Annotated in this window: 16 protein-coding genes; 9 read left to right on the forward strand and 7 right to left on the reverse strand. The window is 57.8% G+C overall.

Annotated features, from left to right (window positions below):
- The 3 genes from DOLE_RS01565 to DOLE_RS01575 all read left to right on the forward strand — a co-directional run bounded on the left by DOLE_RS01565 (position 1) and on the right by DOLE_RS01575 (position 3,822).
- On the forward strand, positions 1 to 912 hold the full coding sequence (locus tag DOLE_RS01565) for an RnfABCDGE type electron transport complex subunit B (RefSeq protein ID WP_012173740.1): 912 nt from the start codon (positions 1 to 3) through the stop codon (positions 910 to 912).
- Between the two features lie 506 nt (positions 913 to 1,418).
- Positions 1,419 to 1,625 (forward strand): hypothetical protein, encoded by a 207-nt coding sequence (locus DOLE_RS01570; protein ID WP_153304328.1) that lies wholly within the window; start codon positions 1,419 to 1,421, stop codon positions 1,623 to 1,625.
- A gap of 100 nt (positions 1,626 to 1,725) precedes the next feature.
- Positions 1,726 to 3,822 (forward strand): molybdopterin-containing oxidoreductase family protein, encoded by a 2,097-nt coding sequence (locus tag DOLE_RS01575; protein ID WP_012173742.1) that lies wholly within the window; start codon positions 1,726 to 1,728, stop codon positions 3,820 to 3,822.
- Positions 3,823 to 4,313: 491 nt separating this feature from the next.
- Here the strand turns inward: DOLE_RS01575 and DOLE_RS01580 are convergent, their stop codons facing one another.
- Both DOLE_RS01580 and DOLE_RS01585 read right to left on the reverse strand, forming a co-directional pair.
- Positions 4,314 to 6,107, reverse strand: coding sequence for an AMP-dependent synthetase/ligase (locus tag DOLE_RS01580; RefSeq protein WP_012173743.1), 1,794 nt, complete (start codon positions 6,105 to 6,107; stop codon positions 4,314 to 4,316).
- Positions 6,108 to 6,234: 127 nt separating this feature from the next.
- Positions 6,235 to 7,017 carry a TatD family hydrolase gene (locus DOLE_RS01585; RefSeq protein WP_012173744.1) on the reverse strand — a complete coding sequence of 261 codons (783 nt, stop codon included), beginning with the start codon at positions 7,015 to 7,017 and terminating at the stop codon, positions 6,235 to 6,237.
- A 180-nt stretch (positions 7,018 to 7,197) separates the two neighbouring features.
- Between DOLE_RS01585 and DOLE_RS01590 the strand changes: the two genes are divergently transcribed.
- Entirely contained in the window at positions 7,198 to 8,037 is an 840-nt protein-coding gene (locus tag DOLE_RS01590) for a sulfide/dihydroorotate dehydrogenase-like FAD/NAD-binding protein (RefSeq protein WP_012173745.1), read from the forward strand.
- Between the two features lie 13 nt (positions 8,038 to 8,050).
- Positions 8,051 to 9,460, forward strand: a complete 1,410-nt coding sequence (gene gltA / locus DOLE_RS01595) for an NADPH-dependent glutamate synthase (protein ID WP_012173746.1) — start codon at positions 8,051 to 8,053, stop codon at positions 9,458 to 9,460.
- Between the two features lie 196 nt (positions 9,461 to 9,656).
- Here the strand turns inward: gltA and DOLE_RS01600 are convergent, their stop codons facing one another.
- Positions 9,657 to 10,088: an iron-sulfur cluster assembly scaffold protein gene (locus tag DOLE_RS01600; RefSeq protein WP_232362722.1), complete on the reverse strand. Its 432-nt coding sequence runs from the start codon at positions 10,086 to 10,088 to the stop codon at positions 9,657 to 9,659.
- A 129-nt stretch (positions 10,089 to 10,217) separates the two neighbouring features.
- Here DOLE_RS01600 and DOLE_RS01605 point away from each other — a divergent pair, with 129 nt between their 5' ends.
- Positions 10,218 to 10,553: a hypothetical protein gene (locus DOLE_RS01605; RefSeq protein WP_012173748.1), complete on the forward strand. Its 336-nt coding sequence runs from the start codon at positions 10,218 to 10,220 to the stop codon at positions 10,551 to 10,553.
- A gap of 384 nt (positions 10,554 to 10,937) precedes the next feature.
- On the opposite strand, the gene DOLE_RS01610 is transcribed toward DOLE_RS01605, so the two are convergent.
- Positions 10,938 to 11,438, reverse strand: a complete 501-nt coding sequence (locus DOLE_RS01610) for a hypothetical protein (protein WP_012173749.1) — start codon at positions 11,436 to 11,438, stop codon at positions 10,938 to 10,940.
- The gene (lepB, locus tag DOLE_RS01615; RefSeq protein WP_012173750.1) at positions 11,432 to 11,929 is read right to left on the reverse strand and encodes a signal peptidase I; all 498 of its coding nucleotides are present in this window, start codon (positions 11,927 to 11,929) and stop codon (positions 11,432 to 11,434) included. Before lepB ends, DOLE_RS01610 begins: the two co-directional genes overlap by 7 nt.
- Positions 11,930 to 12,198: 269 nt before the next feature.
- Between lepB and DOLE_RS01620 the strand changes: the two genes are divergently transcribed.
- Complete coding sequence (locus DOLE_RS01620) at positions 12,199 to 13,404, forward strand: tetratricopeptide repeat protein (RefSeq protein WP_012173751.1); 1,206 nt, start codon at positions 12,199 to 12,201, stop codon at positions 13,402 to 13,404.
- 115 nt (positions 13,405 to 13,519) lie between these two features.
- On the forward strand, positions 13,520 to 14,200 hold the full coding sequence (locus DOLE_RS01625; RefSeq protein WP_041280291.1) for a CsgG/HfaB family protein: 681 nt from the start codon (positions 13,520 to 13,522) through the stop codon (positions 14,198 to 14,200).
- A 281-nt stretch (positions 14,201 to 14,481) separates the two neighbouring features.
- Here DOLE_RS01625 and DOLE_RS01635 read toward each other — a convergent pair whose 3' ends face one another.
- Positions 14,482 to 14,940, reverse strand: coding sequence for a metallophosphoesterase family protein (locus DOLE_RS01635; protein ID WP_012173753.1), 459 nt, complete (start codon positions 14,938 to 14,940; stop codon positions 14,482 to 14,484).
- A 445-nt stretch (positions 14,941 to 15,385) separates the two neighbouring features.
- Between DOLE_RS01635 and DOLE_RS01640 the strand changes: the two genes are divergently transcribed.
- Entirely contained in the window at positions 15,386 to 16,606 is a 1,221-nt protein-coding gene (locus DOLE_RS01640; RefSeq protein WP_052294228.1) for a GGDEF domain-containing protein, read from the forward strand.
- A gap of 18 nt (positions 16,607 to 16,624) precedes the next feature.
- On the opposite strand, the gene DOLE_RS18365 is transcribed toward DOLE_RS01640, so the two are convergent.
- Positions 16,625 to 16,924: an antibiotic biosynthesis monooxygenase family protein gene (locus DOLE_RS18365; RefSeq protein ID WP_052294229.1), complete on the reverse strand. Its 300-nt coding sequence runs from the start codon at positions 16,922 to 16,924 to the stop codon at positions 16,625 to 16,627.
- Positions 16,925 to 18,186 lie beyond the last annotated feature (1,262 nt).

Here is an 18,186-nt window from a genome sequence, read left to right on the forward strand (position 1 = left end):
ATGTCGGCGGTAACCATCGGACTGGCAGCCGGAACCCTGGTGGGAATGGCGGTGATATTGACCTACATACTGGGCTGGGCCAACGTGGCCTTTTATGTGGAGGTGGACCCCCGGGTGGATGCGGTTTCCAAGGCCCTTCCCGGCGCCAACTGCGGCGGCTGCGGCTTTGTGGGGTGCGGCGAGTATGCCGAAGCGGTTGTGATGCAGGGAGCTCCGGTGAACAAGTGCGCCCCGGGCGGCGCCAACTGCGCGGCGGCCATTGCCCAGATCATGGGCGTGGAGGTGGGCGAGGCCCTGCCTTACCGGCCCATTGTTCACTGTGGCGCCCACACGAAAGACAAGCACGGCATCAGCGACTACCGGGGTGAGCAGCGCTGCGTCACCGCCAACATCGTGGCCGATGTTCAGGGCTGCACCTACGGCTGCCTGGGGTTCGGCGACTGTGTCGAGGCCTGTGCCTATGACGCCATTCATGTGATCAACGGCCTGGCCGTTGTGGACTATACCGCCTGCGTGGGCTGCGGGGCCTGTGCCAAGGCCTGCCCGCGCAACATCATCACCATGACCCCGTTCAAGGCGGACCGGGTGTTTGCCGTACTCTGTTCCAACAAGGACGCGGGCAAGGAAGTCAAGAAGGTCTGCGACGTAGGCTGCCTGGGGTGCAAGGCGTGCGAGCGGGCCTGTGGCCTGTTTGCCATCAAGGACAATCTTTCCTGCATCAACTACGACGATTACGATCCTGAGCACCTGGAAGATATTTTCAAGGCCATTGACAAATGCCCGCAGAAGGGCATCGTGCTGGTGGGAAAACCCTCTGAAAAAGACATGGCCGCGGTGGCGGACAAAGAGGCCCCGTCGGTTGTCACGCCGGACTTCAAGACCACGGTGGACGACACCGAGTGGCGCGGATAAGCTTTCTCCCTTAATCTTTCATAAACAAAAAAGCCCCCCTGCAAAACGCACGGGGGCTTTTTGTTTTGACAACAGACGTGAACCTGTTCACCAGACATTTCGACTTTGTGCAAAATCACCGGAATCTCTTAAAAACATTACATTACGGATCATGTTCGACTATTTCATGAAATGCCCGGACGGACCTTTACAGGACCACCACCTGCCGCAATTCTGTTGGACTGTCCGGTCAACCGGGTAATGGTCGGGTTCTTGATCGCTTGGTTTATTGCCATGCAATCATTATCAATGATATGCTGCAATGCAGGTGGTTATCAAAAATGCAAATCGTCATGAATGGCTCGAGGTGTTTTTCACCACAGTTATGTCGGAAAATCTCATGAAATAATCGGGCTAAAAGAGATCGTTTTTTCAAGGACACTTTTGATTTGTAGAATGCCGGCATCATCCATGGGTAGTGGAGGGCTCAGTGTTTTGCAACGATGGATGCGGCAAGCCAAAAAGCCATGACAGACCAGATCAAAAAGCTGATCGATCTTTTCAAAAACTGGAAAGGGCAAAAGCCGGACCTGGACAATCCCGACTTTTCCCGGTATCACCAGACCGAGGCTGAATACCAGGCCGAGCAAAAGGAGTGGCTGGCCTCGGTGAAAAAGAAAAAAATCGTCAAATCCGGCTCGGAAAAAAAGGACAGGCGGAGAACAAGCGGTTAAGCGTATGGCGGCGTATGATGTCGAGACCGATAGCGATTTGGATGAAGTGTCGGCGTAAATCCTTTAAGGTTTTTTCAGAGAACAAAGAGGAGTAATGGCCATGGCAACCACAAAGGTTAAAACCATCTGTTTTGAGTGTCACTCCCGCTGCGGCCTGGTGCTTGAGGTGGAGGGCGGCCGGGTGACGGCCGTCCATGGAGACAAGGACCATCCTCACAGCCACGGTTACAGTTGCCCCAAGGGCCGGGCCTGCATGGAGATCATCTACCACCCGGACCGGATCACCACGCCCCTGATCAAGGTGGGGGAACGGCAGGGAACGCGTTTTGAAAAGGCCTCCTGGGATGATGCCCTGGGCCTGGTCGCCGAGCGGCTGCTGGCAAGCCGGGAGCAGTGGGGGGCCGAGTCCGTGGTGTTCGGCTCCGGCACCACCCGGGGCATGGCGCCTTACATCAACCGGTTTCTGGCCCTGTTCGGGTCCCCCAACTTCATGGCCCCCTCCAACATGAGCGGCGGCCCCCTGGCCCTGGGCAGCGCCACCACCACCGGCTTCGGCCTGGTGGACCCGGATTACGCCAACACCCGGTGCATGCTGCTGTGGGCCCACAACCCGGAAAACTCCTGGCCCGGGCTCTACCTTTACGATATCAACCAGGGCCTGAAAAAAGGGGCCACGCTGATTGTGGTTGACCCCAGAGGCACCCGGTTTGCCAAAAAAGCCGATCACTGGCTGCGGCTGCGGCCCGGCACGGACGTGGCCCTGGTGCTCTCTTTTATTCACGTGATTATTGAAAACGGGCTTTACGACAAGGCTTTTGTGGAGCAGTGGACATCCGGGTTTGACCGGCTTCGGGAGTATGTGGCCGACTTTGCCCCGGAAAAGGTTGAATCCATCACCTGGGTGCCGGCCGGTCAGATCAAAACTGCGGCCACGGTGTTTGCCACTGCCCGGCCGTCGGTGGTGGGACCGGGCATGGGCGGCGTGTGCCAGGCCAACGACGCCTTTGACCTGACCCGGGGCCTGACCATCCTGGCCGCCATCACCGGTAATCTGGAGGTGCCCGGCGGCAACCTCAACTGCACGCCGCCCACCCGCAAACGCAGCTGCTACGGTTCCGACTATGACGCGCCCAGAAACCTCCCCCCGGACCAGGCCGCCAAGAAGCTGGGCGCCGACACCTATCCCCTGTTCGGGCTGGTGCCCATTCCCTGCCCGCCCCAGGCGGTGTGGCCGGCCATCACAGACGGCAAACCCTATCCGGTCAGGGCCCTGGGCCTGTTTGCCAACAACAGCGTGTGCGCTTATCCCCATTCGGCCAGGGTACGCTCGGTGCTCCAGCGCCTGGACTTTCTTTTTTGCGTGGACTATTTTCACACCCCCACCACCGAGCTGGCCGATGTGATCCTGCCCCCGGCCCACTGGAGCGAGCGGGACGACGTGGAAGACCTGCTGATGAAAAACCATCTTTTCTGCCAGCCAAAGGCGGTGGAGCCGGTGCCGGAATGCCGGGATGAAAAGGAGATCCTCATCGGCCTGGCGCAAAAAATGGGGCTTACAGAATACTGGAAGTCGGTTACCGAAATTCTGGACTACCGGCTGGAGCCGGTGAGCATGACCTTTGCGGAATTTAAGAAGACCGGTGTGTTCGCCAATCCCGTCGAATATAAGCGATACGAAAAGACCGGGCGGTTCCGGACCCCGTCGGGCAAGGTGGAGCTTTACGCTGAATACCTGACCGGGCTGGGCATCGCGCCCCTGCCGGTGTTCCGTGAGCCCGACGAAGGACCGGTCAGCCGGCCCGATCTTTACAGGGAATATCCGCTGATCCTGACCACCGGGGGCCGCAATATCGTTTATTACCACTCCTCCCACCGGAACATTCCCTCCCTGCGAAAAAAGGCACCGGACCCGGAGCTTCAGATTCATCCGGACACGGCCGCCGACCTGGGGGTTTCCGAGGGGGAATGGGTTTATCTGGCCACGCCCCGGGCAAAGGTGGAAATTAAAATTCGCCTTTTTGCGGACATTGACCCCCGGGTGGTGCACGCACCCCACGGCTTCTGGTACGGGGTGGCGGATGGATGGCGCCGGCTCAACATCAACATGGTGACCAATGACGAGCCCCTGTGCCCGGTGACCGCGTCGGTGCCCATAAAGTCCCTTTTGTGCCGGCTGGAAAAGATGGCGCCCCGATAGCGGCGTGCGTCAGGACGGACATGCACCGAACCGAATATCCCGGATTACGATTGTCTCTGGAGAAACAACTCTTTTTATACACCACGTCAGGGCATCAACAGCAGGCCCTGCCCATTGCAGCGCAGCCGAGCGCAAAGGCTTTTTTCGGGAAAAAGCGGGCAGGCTGTTTGAGCACCGCGAAGCGGGCGAGTTCCTGCCCGCGCCGAAAAAAGTGTTTGCGCGAGGGAAGCCGAAGGCCAAGCTGCACGGGCCGGTTCTTTTGGTACTTTTCTTGCCGCCAAGAAAAGTACACTGATAAATGTGCTAGAAAAACCAATTTTAACTGGACCCCGGGGCGGTGCCCGGAGTGACAAAAAGCGGAAAAGCAAATTTTCGATTTCGATCCCGATAGCGATCCCGATTTCGATTAGAGGCGGTAAAGGTGCGAAAAACAAGAGCCCGAACAGCAGGTTCCTGTCCGGGCTCTTTTCTCTTGGAAGCGTTGCTGTGTATCAGTCCTTGGGATACATGGCGTCGATCTTTTCGGCAAACCGCTCCATAACCACGTTGCGCTTGATCTTGAAGGTGGGGGTGATCAGGCCGTTGTCAATGGTGAACTCCGGCACGATGGTCACCTTTTTGATGTTTTCAAACGAGGCAAAGGCCTTGTTCTTTTCCGCCACCTCGGTCTCGATCAGCTTGAGAATCTCGGGTTTCTGACCCAGGTCGTTGATGTCGGTAAAGGCAATGTTGTTGCTCTGTGCGTATTCAGCCACGGTTTCCGGGTCCATCACCACCAGCGCGGTCAGGTATTTTCGCCGGTCCCCGATCACCGTGACCTGGGCGATATACTTGGAGGTGGCGATCACCCCTTCGATGGCCGAAGGCGCGATGTTCTTGCCGCCGGCGGTGATGATCAGGTCCTTTTTCCGTCCGGTGATCTGCAAAAATCCCTGGTCGTCGATCTCGCCCAGGTCGCCGGTGGATTGCCAGCCGTCCGGGGCAATGGTTTTGGCCGTCTCCTCGGGCATCTTGTAGTACTCTTTCATGACGTTTCGGCCGCGAAACAGGACTTCTCCGTCTTCGGCGATCTTCTGCTCAATGCCGGGGCCGGGCTGGCCCACCCAGCCAAACCGGTAGTTGTCCACCCGGTTGACGTTGGTAAAGGAGGTGTTTTCACTCATGCCGAGGCCTTCCAGGATCAGCACATCGGCGGCATGAAAAAACTTGGCGATATCGGGGTTCAGCGGTGCGGCGCCGCTGATGCACCACCGTACCCGGCCGCCCAGGGCCGCCTGAAGCTTGGAGAACACCAGCTTGGTGGCGATCTTGTATTTAAAGGCCGTTCCCGCGGGAATGGGTTGTTTGTTGAGCCGGCGGTCACTGATCTCGTTGCCCACGGTGCAGGCCCACCGGAAAATTTTCAGGGCCAGGCCGCCCTTGGCTTCGGCGCCGCTGATCACCTTGGCGTAAACTTTTTCATAGATGCGGGGCACGCTGGCAAACCAGTCGGGCTCGGATGCCTTCAGGTCGTCCACCAGGGTGTCGATGCTGCGGGCAAAGGTGGTGCAGGTTCCGGTCAGCACGGAGAAGTAGACGCAGAGCCGGGCAAACACGTGGGCCAGGGGGAGAAACAGGAAGGTGTTGTCTCCTTCGTGAATATCGGCGCACTCCCTGGCTGACTGGGCCGTGAAGGTGAGGTTGTCGTGGGTCAGCACGGCGCCCTTGGGAACGCCGGTGGTGCCGGATGTGTAGACAATGGCGGCCGGGTCCGACGGGCCGGCCGCGTCAATGCGTTCCTTGAGTTTTTCGTCGGCCACATCCTTTCCCAGGGCCAGGAACTCGTCAAAGCTGATGGCCCAGCCATCTCCGGTCCCCTTGCCTTTAAACAGGATCACCTTACGAATGTTGGGAATATCGGCCCGAATGGAGAGCAGCTTATCGAGTTGTTTCTGGTCCTCGGCAAAGATCACCACCGCGTCCGAATGGTTGATGATGTATTTGCAGTCATGGGGCAGGTTGGACTGGTAGATGCCCACGGTGACCCCGTTGCAGGAGGCAATGGCCATGTCGCACAGCACCCACTGATAACAGGTGTAGCTGAGAATGTTGACCTTGTCCTGTTTGTTTACATCCAGGGCAATAAGGCTTTTGGCCGCCTGCCGGACCTGGTCGTAAAACCCGGCCCAGGTGATTGAGTCCGTCACACCGGCCTCACGGAACCACCGGTAGGCGGTCTGGTCGGCGCGGGCGTCAATCGTCTCCTTGAGCATTTCATGAATATTTTTATAATCCTTGATGGCCATTTGCCCTCCTTCATTTTTTGGTTGGTTTTTTCATATATCCCGATACATTAGCTTGTCAGTATAACATGGGTTGCAACAGAAGGCCAGATGAATCGGCGCCATGGGCAGGTGCCGGGTTGGGGGGGGGTTAAATGTCAAACAGACGGCAGGTGTTGTTCCACAGCACGGCGGCCAGGTCAGCGGGGTCCCGATTTTTAATGGCGGCAAGGGTGTCAAACACGCTTTTTACAAAGGCGGGTTCATTGCGCCGGAAACGGTTGCGCTCCGGCGCCGGGGTGAGGTAGGGCGCGTCGGTTTCGATGAGAATTCGGCTGTCCGGAATGTGGCCCATCATGTCCCGCAGGTCCTGGCCCCGGGTCTTGTGGGTCAGCACGCCGGTGATGCCGATATAGAGGCCCAGGTCCAGGTAGGCGGACAGCTCGGCCCGGGTGCCGGAAAAGCAGTGGACCACCCCTTTTTGCGTGTTCGAAAAACAGGACTTGAGCAGCTGAAGAAACCGCCCCTGTGAGTCCCGTTCATGAAAGATCATGGCAAGCCCGGCTTTTTGCGCCGCCGCGATCTGCCGCTCGAACCATTTTTCCTGGTCGCCTTCAGGGGAGTACATGCGGTTAAAATCCAGGCCGGTTTCACCCCAGGCCCGGACTTTGGGGTTTTCCGCGGCGATGCGGCCCAGGCTTTTGATCTGGTGTTCGGTGCACCGGGCCGCGTCGTGGGGGTGGACCCCCACCGAGGCAAACAGGCCCTCGTGCTGCGCTGCCAGTGCCGCGGCCCGGTTTGAGCTTTCCAGGGTGGTGCCCACCACCATGGCCGCCGCCACTCCGGCCACATGCGCCCGGTCCAGCACCTTGTCCAGGTCGTCGGCATAAGACCGGTCGTCCAGGTGGCAGTGGCTGTCAAACAGTTGTATCATGACGTCCTTTCCGGAATTTCTTTTTTTGTCATGTCATGTGTGCTATAGACTGTTCTTTCATACCACAGGTAAAACGGGTTTGCCATCGGTGGAATTCAGGTGTTTTTGCCGGTGGAAACAAAAATAAATGCGGGAAGAAAGCGGTATGGATGTAATGTGTTTTCGCAAAGGAGGCATACCATGTTTAAAATCGTAAAACGACAGGAGATGGCCCAGGGCACGGTGGTGCTCAACGAGATCGAGGCCCCCCTGATCGCGGCCAAGGCAAAGCCGGGACAGTTTGTGATTCTCAAGGCCAACGAGACCGGAGAGCGGATTCCCCTGACCATGGCCGACACCGACCCGGAAAAGGGCACCATCACCATTATTTTCATGATCGTGGGCAAGAGCACGGCCCTGTTTGCCACGCTTAAAGAGGGGGACGCCTACATGGACGTGATCGGTCCCCTGGGGGCCCCCACCCACATTGAAAAGCTGGGCAAGGTGATCTGCGTGGGCGGCGGCACCGGCGTGGCCGTGCTTCATCCCATCACCCGGGCGTTAAAAGAGGCGGGCAACCATGTGTTCTGCGTCATCGGGGCGCGCAACAAGGATCTGCTGATTTTGGAAGAGCAGATGAAGGCGGCGTCCTCCGACCTGCGGGTCTGCACCGACGACGGTTCTTACGGGCACCACGGGTTTGTCACTGACGTGCTGAAGAGCATTCTCACAGAGAACAACGATATCAAGCTGGTGGTGGCCATCGGGCCGGTGCCCATGATGAAGGCCTGCTCCAACCTGACAAAGGAGTTCGGGGTCAAGACCATGGTGAGCCTGAATCCCATCATGGTGGACGGTACCGGCATGTGCGGCGGGTGCCGGGTGTCGGTGGGCGGCGAGACCAAGTTTGCCTGTGTGGACGGCCCGGAATTTGACGGCCACCAGGTGGATTTTGACGAGCTGGCGTTGCGGCTGCGGGCCTATACGGCGGACGAAAAAGAGAGCCACGCCTGTTTTTTGAATAAAGCAAAGCAAGGATAACGGGGGAATCACCATGGCAGATACAGAAAAAAAAGAGAAAACGCCCCGGCAGCCCATGCCGGAGCAGCCGCCCAAAGTACGGGCGAAAAACTTTGACGAAGTGCCCCTGGGACTCTCCCCGGAAGCGGCTGTGGCCGAGGCCTCCCGGTGCATTCAGTGCAAGAGCCCGGCCTGTGTGGAAGGGTGCCCGGTACGGGTGGACATTCCCGGGTTTATTCGGTTGGTTAAAGACAACGACTTTACCGGCGCCATCAGCAAAATCTGGGAGCGAAACGGCCTGCCCGCTGTATGCGGCCGGGTCTGTCCCCAGGAGGCCCAGTGCGAAGGAAAGTGCATTCTCGGCAAAAAAGGCGACCCCGTGGCCATCGGCAACCTGGAGCGGTTTGCCGCGGATCACGAGCGGGCCAACCGCAAGGCCCCGGTTCCGGAAAGGGCCCCTGCCACGGGCAAGAAAGTGGCGGTGGTGGGCTCCGGCCCCTCCGGCCTGACCGTTGCCGGGGATCTGCTGTTAAAGGGCCATGATGTCACCATTTTTGAAGCGTTTCACCGGCCCGGCGGTGTCCTGGTGTACGGCATTCCCGAGTTCCGGCTGCCCAAAGAGATTGTGTTCTCCGAAGTGGACGGTCTTGAGACCCTGGGCGGCAAGGTGGAGACCAACGTGGTGGTGGGCCGCAGCGTCACCGTGGACGAACTGTTCGAGCAGGGCTATGACGCGGTGTTTCTGGGTGTGGGCGCCGGCCTGCCCATGTTTCTGAACGTGCCCGGCGAAAACTTTGCCGGCGTGTTCTCCGCCAACGAATACCTGACCCGCACCAACCTGATGAAGGCTTACCGGTTCCCCGAATATGACACGCCGGTGATCCGGGGCAAAAACGTGGTCACCGTGGGCGGGGGCAATGTGGCCATGGACGCGGCGCGCACAGCCCTGCGCCTGGGTGCGGAAAACTCCTACATTGTATACCGCCGGTCCAAGACCGAACTGCCGGCCCGGGCCGCGGAAGTTCACCATGCCGAAGAAGAAGGGGTCCAGTTCAAGCTGCTGACCAACCCCACACAGTTTTTCGGCGACGACAACGGCCGGGTCATCGGCATGGAGGCCCTGCAGATGGAGCTGGGCGAGCCGGACGCGTCGGGCCGCCGCCGGCCCGTTGAGATCAAGGGGTCGGAGTTCCGCATTGACTGCGACCTGGTGATCATCGCCATCGGCGCCGGTGCCAACCCCCTGCTGACCCAATCCACCGAAGGGCTGGAATTAAACAAATGGGGCTATGTCGTGGCCGATGAAAAAACCGGCAAAACCACCCGGAAAGGGGTCTGGGCCGGGGGTGACATCGTCACCGGATCGGCAACGGTCATTCTGGCCATGGGTGCCGGCCGCGTGGCCGCCGACTCCATTCACGACTATTTGACGATTGGATGGTAGAACCAATTCAAAAGGGGCTGCATTAATCCACATACGCGGTCATTGAGGAGCAAAGCGACGAAGCAATCCCCTTCGCATATGGGCAAGATTGCTTCGCTTCGCCCGCAATGACACTTTAAAATCCGTACGCTTTTGAAGCCGGGTATGAACAGTGCCCGCCTGAAGTCTCAAGCGCTTCAGGCGGGCACTGTTTTTTTTACGATTCGTGTTGATTCCGACAGTCGGCCAGGGCCAGGTAAAAGGCCCCCACCGCCAGCTCGGCGCAGTGAAAATGGTCCGGTGGCAGGGTCTCAAGAAGGTCGATAACGGCTTCCGGGGTGATCTCCCAGGCCGCTTCGATCTTTTTGCCTTCAGCCAGAACGGCCACGGCATTGGCGGAAGCATGGGTGTTGCGGCATCCGCGAATGTCGAACAACACCTGTTCGATGATGCTGTCAGTTCCTTTTTTGATAAACATTTCAACCGTATCCCCGCACTCCCCGGTTTTTGCGCCATGTCCGTCCGAATGGGCCATTTTTCCCCGGCGGGTCATGTCAAAGGCCATTTCAAGAAAAGTTCTGGAGTGGTCGCTCCAGAAATCAAACGGCTTTGCCGGCGCTGAATCTATTTTTATCTCTTGTTTTTTCAATATATTAACCGAGCCATGCTTGCGTTTCCAGACCAAGGCCTTATCTTTTTAACACGTCAAACTTCCCGGAAGCCGTTTTCACTTGATCCGGGCGACCATACAAACAACCGTTTTGAAGGAGGATGAAAAATGAACGCATCCATTGATACCATTCTTACCACCATCGGTGACACATACAAAGACCGAATTGATCCCCGTGCCCGTCACTACCTGGAGATCAATATCGGAAAGCAGGCAGAAATCATGGGCCTTTCCGGCCTTCCCGACAATCTCGGGGCGGCCACCGCCATTGTGCCGTTAAAGGCCCCGGCCGCCGGAATGAAGGTGCGTGTCGACGGCCGGACCTTTGTGGATTATGCCCAGTTTGATTCAGGCGTGGCCACACCGGGGTATCTTGCCAGGGAAAGCGGCCTGGCCCACGCCATGTTTGTTCCAAATGACAGTATGATTCTGAATTTTGCTTAGTTTCCATCCATAAATGGCCTTTTTCCGCAATCTCTGCGTCAAACTGCGGGCTTCATTGTGCGGCGTACAACAGTACGCCTCCGCTGAACCCCTTGTTTTCCTTGATCTTGCGAAATCCAGCCTTGGCGGGACTGGATTGGAAACCTTTTTCGTGCCCTCATGACAGATGTGATACCGGAAACGGGGCAGGGATTTTTGCAAAGCTGCCAACTGATTGATGCCATCGTAAAAAGTCAGGAACAAGACGGCAAAGTAAAAAGTTCAAGTTCAAGGCGTCGCAAATCCCGAGGAATGAGGCGTACTTGTCGTACGCCGCAGTGACGAGGGGTGCAGCGCAACGCAGAAATTGGACTTTTTACGAAGCCGTCAACCCATTGAGCGGCTTTATCTCTCCAGCACCACCTGCTCTTCAACCGATGTGATATACCACTGTTTTTCCCTGTTTTGCAGTACAAGGGCGATTTCCATCACCTCATCGTCCCGCAGCCCGTCCGAGGCAACGGCCCGGACACGGGCGGTGGCCACCACCCGGGCCGTGCCGGCCCCGGAAAATTCAACCGACATGTCGTGAAACGCAACGGCCACCTGAGTGTACCGCCTGCGGGCCATCATCAGGTAAGGGGCCACATCCTTTTGCGAAAAGGACCGGGCGACCTGATAGGTGGGCATGTCGATCCGGCAGGGGTCGGTCACCATGGCGCCCACCCGCTTGATCCGGGCCGCCACCACCAGGTCGTTGTCCTCCGGGGCCCATTGCAGCTCTTTTTCAATGGCGGTCATTCGCTTTTTGACGGCCCTGGCCTCCCAGTCCACCAGCACCAGGGCCAGGCCGATGCCGGCCCCGGCCAGCACCAGGGCCGCGATCCAATACTTTCTTTTTACCATAACGGCACCCCCACAATTCGGGTTGTCGGCGTCTGGCCGAACTGGTGGTTTTCAATGGGAACACTCCGGTTGTCCCCCACCACATAAACATGGCCGGGCTTCACGGTGCGTGAAGGGAGGCTCCAGTCGCTTTTTTTCTCCACATAGGGCTCGGCCACCTTTCGCCCATCCACGAAAAGAAAACCGTTACGGAACGCCACGGCCTGGCCTTTCGTTGCCACCACCCGTTTTAACAGCATCACCCGGGTGCCGGCCAGCCGCACCGCCACCACGTCCGGGGGGCTGGGGTCGGAAAACAGGTAGCGCAGGGCAAAACAGAAGTTGACGGCCCCGTTTTCATAAGTGGGGGCCATGCTGTGGCCCTGAATGCGAAACGGTATGCACACATATCCGAAAAACAGGAACGCGCCGGCCGCCACCAGAACGACGCGGAGCATATACCGCCGGGAGAGGGCCGGGAACAGAAACCGTTGCAACCTGTTTTTATTCATTTTGTTCCTGCATTTAAAAAGCGACCTGATTGCTGCTGCCATACAAGCATGATAAACCCGTAAAAAGTCCATCAAGCATAGTCGCAGCGGCGGGCCCGTGTCAACCGCTCCGGCACGGTTGATCACCGGCATTGATGTTTGACAACCATGGCCTGAAACGGTATTATAACCGGACCTTGAAAGAGACACGCCGATACGTTCTGTCAGTCATGGCATAACATCATTAATAAACAATATAATCGAACATTAAGAAGAAAGGAAACCCGCTCATGAAACGAATACTGACATGCCTGTGCCTGGTCGGCTTTCTGCTGGCCGGTTTTGCCGGATGCTCCCTTTATGTGAAGGGGGACTACAAGTTCCAGACAAAGGACTATGACGGCGCTATTGCCGATTTCACCGCCTACCTGGAGCAGAAACCCGATTCGTTCCAGGCCACCTACATGCTGGGCCGGGCCTATCTTGAAAAAGGCGAACTGGACAAGTCGGTGGCCACGCTCAAGAAGGCCCTGGAAATGAATCCCGGCGACCCGGAAGCCATCCTGTTTCTGGGTGTGGCCTATGTGGCAAAAGCCGATTATGAAAACGCCATTGCCACCTTTGAAAGCTTTGAAGATCCCTCGCGGCCCCTGCTGGAAAAAGCGGTGGGTAAGCAGATCACCCTGCTGAAAATCGACTACAACAAGAAGCTTGCCAAAGAGGCGGTGGCATCAGAAAAAAAACTGGCCACGGTAAAGCCCCCTGTGGAGACCTATGCCGTGTTTTATTATGAAGACAAAACCCCCGGCAAGAATATGGCGGCCTTTCAGAAGGCTCTGGCCGCCATGACCATCAGCAATCTTTCACATATCAATTCCATTCAGGTGGTTGAAAGGCTTCGCCTTCAGGCCCTGATGGAGGAGATGGCCCTGGGTCGGACCGGTATTGTGGATTCAAAAACCGCGCCGCGCCTGGGCCGGCTGGTGGGTGCGGAACACCTGATCGTGGGCACCCTGTCCAAAGACATTCGCACGGACACGGCCCTGGCTTCCACCACGAGACGCAAGGTGATCGGCAACGCGGCCCTGACCGTAAAAAGGGACAATTTTTTTCAGCTGCCCGGCGCCATTGCCGCCGGTGTGGCGGAGATGAAGGGCATCAAGCTCACCCCGGCCGAGCAGTCGGCTGTCGGCAAGGTCCACACAAAGAACATCGACGCGGTGCTTTACTATGGTCAGGCCCTGGATGCCATGGACCAGGCGGACTGGAAAACAGCCCTGGAGCTTTTCAACAAGGCCCTTCAGGCTGACCCCCAGTTTGAGCTGGCCCTTCTGGGCCGCGAATCTTGCCCGGACGACTCCTCATCCGGCACGGGGGGTATGGGCCAGGTGACCCCCGAGTCGCTGAAAAACAGTTTTGCCGCCGCGGTAAACGACCAGGCGGCAGCAGACAAGGCCAAGAAGGACTCGTTGAGCGGCGGCAGCGGCGGCCATTAAAATATTGACGATCAGGCGGTCCCGGTCCTTTTCAGGATCGGAACCGCCTGATCCCTATAGCCCCGACCGGGGCTGTGTCACGGGTTTTTAATTTTATAAAGAAAGGTATTCCGCCTTGAAAAAACGGATTCTGTTTGTAGCGACGGCCATTTTCGTAATGGCGTGTGTGCTGCCTGTTGGTCCGGCAGGCGCGTCCCCGGACGGGGATCGGACCCTTGCCATTCTGCCCTTTGAAAATAACTCCGTCACCACCCCGGAGACTTATGACCCGTTAAAAAGCGGCCTGTCCGTGATGCTGATGACCGAGCTGGCCAACAGCGAGGCAGCGTTTACGCTGGTGGAGCGGGAAAAGATCCGTGCCCTGCTTGACGAGATCACCCTTGGCCAGACCGGGGTCATTGACGCGTCCACGGCCGTGAAAATGGGCAAGATGCTCGGGGCCCAGGCCATTGGTTTCGGGGCCTTTATGGTGATGGGCAAAAATGTCCGCATCGACATGAGAATGGTCGAGGTGGAGACCGGGGCGCTGATCATGGCCGAGTCCATCACCGGAAAGACCGACGATTTTTTTACCCTTGAGCGGGACCTGGCGCAAAAGATCGCCGGATCCATGCAGGCCAAGGAAGCGGTAGCCCAGGCAAGCTCCAAAAGCAGTATTGAGGCGGCATTGCTCTTTGCCCGGGGCGTGGACGCCCTGGAGTCGGGTGACGGCCGGGGGGCGGACGCCTTTTTCAAAAAAGCGATCAAGCTGGACAAGTCTTACCAGCCGCAGGTGGACCGGTTGAAAGGGTTGTAACTTAAAAGAGCGTTTATTTTAAACGCCATTGCGCCTGTCCGCCATAGCCTTTGGCGACGGCGGAAGCGCAGCGAAGCAACCCGTACATATTTGTGTCATTGCGAGCCGCAGGCGACGCAATCTTGTTCATACCACGCGTCATTGCGAGCGTAGCGAAGCAATCTTGTTCATATACGAAGGAGATTGCTTCGTCGCTGACGCTCCTCGCAATGACGGAAAACGTTTTGCTCCTCGCAATGACGGAAGTGGGGTCATTGCGCAGCGACGCAATCCTGTCCCTATCAGGCATCCAGCATCACCCACGTCCCTTTTACCGATGCGTCATCAATGGTCAGCAGTCCCACTGACACCGGCAGGCTGGAGCGCCGGGGTCCGGCACTGCCGGGATTGAAATAAAGGACCCCGTCTCTGGTGGTGCCGGACGGCGCGTGGGTGTGGCCGTGGATCACCACGGCAAAATACCCGGCCGGGTCCAGGTCCAGGGCCAGAAGGTCGTGCAGCATATAGATGTCTGCGCCTGCCACGGTGACGGTTTCAAAGACAGGGAGCCGGTCGGCCCATTCACCGCGGTCCATGTTGCCCCGCACCGCCACCACCGGGGCAATGGATGCCAGCGTGTCGACAATGCCCTGGTGACCGATGTCGCCGGCATGAAGGATCATGTCGCACCCGTGCAGGGCCGCGGCTGCCGATTCCCGCAGCAGCCCGTGCGTGTCCGATATAACGCCCACCCGTTTCATACCTGTTGGTTTCCTGTTTTTGTTACTGCGCTATTGTTATTCGGAAGTAAATTTAATTACTGGTGAATCATATTCAATTTCAATCCATAAACCGAACGTTTCGGCTGTTTGTCAAGTCATGGTTATAGTCTGTTGCCTGACTCCCAAGACGGCAAAGTAAAAAGTTCAAGTTCAAGGCGTCGCAAATCCCGAGGAATGAGGCGTACTTGTCGTACGCCGCAGTGACGAGTGGGTGCAGCGCAACGCAGAAATTGGGCTTTTTACTTTGCCGTCATTTCTTTATACCCGGCCGAAGGGTTCAGGGCAAGTATGGAAAAAACAGGCAGGCAGCCGGCAAAAAAGGGGTGACACAGGCGCGCAAAACCGACGGATGGTCTGAAAATAGGGGCTGGGCAAAACGGCCTTGTGCTGGTAAAGTGTGGCCCGGTCAACAAGGAGCGTGAACGTGAAGAAGCTGGGACGCCTTTTTTTCCCTTCCGGCATGATTGCCCTGGCAATCATCATACTGCTGTGGGCGGACGGAACCCGTGAATCTGTTTTACGGTTTTCCGAAACGATTTTTATTGCCACGCTGGTGCCGGCCCTGTTTTTTTCCCTGCGGCTGGGCAGAAGCAACCATTTTTTCACGGTCCTTGTGCTGGCCGGCCTGGCCGGGGCCGCGGCCCTTCTGGTGCCGGCCACTTTTTCGTCCGCCACGGCCCAACAGCGGTTTTATTATCATGCGGCAGCCGTCCTGGCACCGCTGCATTTCGTTCTGTTCGCCTGGTGGCATGAGCGGGGCCTTCTCAACATGTGGGGGCTTTCCCGCCTGATCTGGATCGGCCTGGTGCCCGCGGCCGCGGCGGCCGCCTGCAGGGTTCCCGACATCATCCATCACCCCGGCCTGGCACGGTTTGTTTTTCACCGCGCGCTTTCAGGATTCCCGGATGTTCCCCTGGTTCCCCTGATTGCAGCCCTGCTGGCCCTGATGCTTCTCCTGGTCATGTACCTGCGTGACCCCTCTCCGGCCCGGGACGGTTTTTTCTGGGCAACAGCAATTGTATCCGCCGGTTTTCTCTTTCAGAAAGGCCCTGTGGTGCTTCAACTGGCGGCCTCCGGGGCCATTGTGGTGCTGCTGGTCTCCATGGTGGAAACCGGGCACTTTTTTGCCTACCGGGACGAGCTGACCGGCCTGCCGTCCCGCAGGGCCCTGAATGAAAAGCTGCAGGCCCTGGGTCGGACCTACACCATTGCCATGGTGGATGTGGATCATTTCAAGCGGTTTAACGACCGGTACGGCCATGACGTGGGCGACGAGGTGCTGAAAAAGGTGGCCGCGGCCCTCAAAAGAGCCGGGGGAAACGCCTACCGGTTCGGCGGGGAGGAGTTTACCCTTGTTTTTCCGGGAAAAGCCCTGGCCCAGGGAAAAGCGGCGGCGGAAGCAGCCCGGAACGCGGTGAGCCGGTCCGCCTTTACCATTCGAAGCCCGGCCCGGAAGAAAAAAGACGGCAGCGCCCCGGAAAAGGCAACGCCGGGAAAGCGAAAGCGCGTGTCTGTAACGGTCAGCATCGGCCTGGCCCAGCGGTCGTCACGCCACACCACCCCCGACGCCGTGATCAAGGCGGCGGACCGGGCCCTTTACAGGGCCAAGAAGAACGGCCGCAACCGAACCGAAACCGCCCCATGACAAGCGCCATGTCAGGGGTCAGCGCAGGGCCGTGCCCAGCACGTACTCCTCGTAGACCGTAGGCCCTTCCTGGTAGACATTGAGCATGACCTCGAATTCGTTGCGCCGGGGATTGTTTTTCCACCGGTGCCAGCTTTCCATGTCCTGCCAGGTGCCGATGACCACCAGCTTTCGGGGGTCATCGTTCTGCATCAGGGTCTCGCCGGACACATACCCCGGCTGGGACATGGCGGCAAACCGCAGGTCGTGAAGCAGGGCCAGAATCTCGTCTGTGGCCCCTTGTCTGAAACGGCGCTTGATGATGATTTTTGCCAGCATGATATTCTCTCCTTTCCACGCATCAAAATCGAAATCAAAATCGAAATCAAAATCGGGATCGCTATCGGTATCGGTATCGAACCCGTGTGCGGTGAATTTTAATAGTGTTTCATATTTTACCAGACATGGTAGGCGGATGCCAGCAGCTACGGCCGGGTGGTTCCTTATGAATAAGAAGGCGGGAAAAGGCCTGTTTGTAGTGTGCCCGTAAGGGCATCGCAATTGGACAGCCATAGAACGCCTGACGGCGTCACTACAAACCGGGGAAAGTGCGGAGCGAAGAAAATGTTTGTAGTGTGCCCGTAAGGGCATCGAAACTGGACAGCCATAGAACGCCTGACGGCGTCACTACAAACCGGGGGATGTGCGGAGCGAAGAAACTGTTTGTAGTGTGCCCGTAAGGGCATCGCGATTGGACAGCCGTAGAACGCCTGACGGCGTCACTACGAACCGGGGAAAGTGCGGAGCGAAGAAACTGTTTGTAGTGTGCCCGTAAGGGCATCGCGATTGGACAGCCGTAGAACGCCTGACGGCGTCACTACGAACCGGGGAAAGTGCGGAGCGAAGAAACTGTTTGTAGTGTGCCCGTAAGGGCATCGAAACTGGACAGCCGTAGAACGCCTGACGGCGTCACTACAAACCGGGGAAAGTGCGGAGCGAAGAAACTGTTTGTAGTGTGCCCGTAAGGGCATCGAAACTGGACAGCCATAGAACGCCTGACGGCGTCACTACGAACCGGGGAAAGTGCGGAGCAAAGAAACTGTTTGTAGTGTGCCCGTAAGGGCATCGCAACTGGACAGCCAAAGAACGCCTGACGGCGTCACTACGAACCGGGGAAAGTGCGGAGCGAAGAAACTGTTTGTAGTGTGCCCGTAAGGGCATCGCGATTGGACAGCCGTAGAACGCCTGACGGCGTCACTACAAACCGGGGAAAGTGCGGAGCGAAGAAAATGTTTGTAGTGTGCCCGTAAGGGCATCGAAACTGGACAGCCGTAGAACGCCTGACGGCGTCACTACGAACCGGGGAAAGTGCGGAGCGAAGAAAATGTTTGTAGTGTGCCCGTAAGGGCATCGCAATTGGACAGCCATAGAACGCCTGACGGCGTCACTACGAACCGGGGGAGGTGCGGAGCGAAGAAACTGTTTGTAGTGTGCCCGTAAGGGCATCGCGATTGGACAGCCGTAGAACGCCTGACGGCGTCACTACAAACACATTGAATTACAGGACCATAGCTGTTAGGCTGGCACAAAAAAAGCCCTGT

The sequence above is a fragment of the Desulfosudis oleivorans Hxd3 genome, assembly GCF_000018405.1.
GTDB classification, from domain to species: Bacteria; Desulfobacterota; Desulfobacteria; order Desulfobacterales; family Desulfosudaceae; genus Desulfosudis; species Desulfosudis oleivorans.

What these genes read in the sequence shown, in the direction of transcription:
- DOLE_RS01570 (WP_153304328.1), top strand. Translation starts at nt 1,419, where the DNA reads ATGACAGACCAGATCAAAAAGCTGATCGATCTTTTCAAAAACTGGAAA.
- DOLE_RS01575 (WP_012173742.1), top strand. Translation starts at nt 1,726, where the DNA reads ATGGCAACCACAAAGGTTAAAACCATCTGTTTTGAGTGTCACTCCCGC.
- DOLE_RS01565 (WP_012173740.1), top strand. Translation starts at nt 1, where the DNA reads ATGTCGGCGGTAACCATCGGACTGGCAGCCGGAACCCTGGTGGGAATG.
- lepB (WP_012173750.1), bottom strand. Translation starts at nt 11,929, where the DNA reads ATGAATAAAAACAGGTTGCAACGGTTTCTGTTCCCGGCCCTCTCCCGG.
- DOLE_RS01580 (WP_012173743.1), bottom strand. Translation starts at nt 6,107, where the DNA reads ATGGCCATCAAGGATTATAAAAATATTCATGAAATGCTCAAGGAGACG.
- DOLE_RS18365 (WP_052294229.1), bottom strand. Translation starts at nt 16,924, where the DNA reads ATGCTGGCAAAAATCATCATCAAGCGCCGTTTCAGACAAGGGGCCACA.
- DOLE_RS01605 (WP_012173748.1), top strand. Translation starts at nt 10,218, where the DNA reads ATGAACGCATCCATTGATACCATTCTTACCACCATCGGTGACACATAC.
- DOLE_RS01585 (WP_012173744.1), bottom strand. Translation starts at nt 7,017, where the DNA reads ATGATACAACTGTTTGACAGCCACTGCCACCTGGACGACCGGTCTTAT.
- DOLE_RS01620 (WP_012173751.1), top strand. Translation starts at nt 12,199, where the DNA reads ATGAAACGAATACTGACATGCCTGTGCCTGGTCGGCTTTCTGCTGGCC.
- DOLE_RS01610 (WP_012173749.1), bottom strand. Translation starts at nt 11,438, where the DNA reads ATGGTAAAAAGAAAGTATTGGATCGCGGCCCTGGTGCTGGCCGGGGCC.
- gltA (WP_012173746.1), top strand. Translation starts at nt 8,051, where the DNA reads ATGGCAGATACAGAAAAAAAAGAGAAAACGCCCCGGCAGCCCATGCCG.
- DOLE_RS01590 (WP_012173745.1), top strand. Translation starts at nt 7,198, where the DNA reads ATGTTTAAAATCGTAAAACGACAGGAGATGGCCCAGGGCACGGTGGTG.
- DOLE_RS01635 (WP_012173753.1), bottom strand. Translation starts at nt 14,940, where the DNA reads ATGAAACGGGTGGGCGTTATATCGGACACGCACGGGCTGCTGCGGGAA.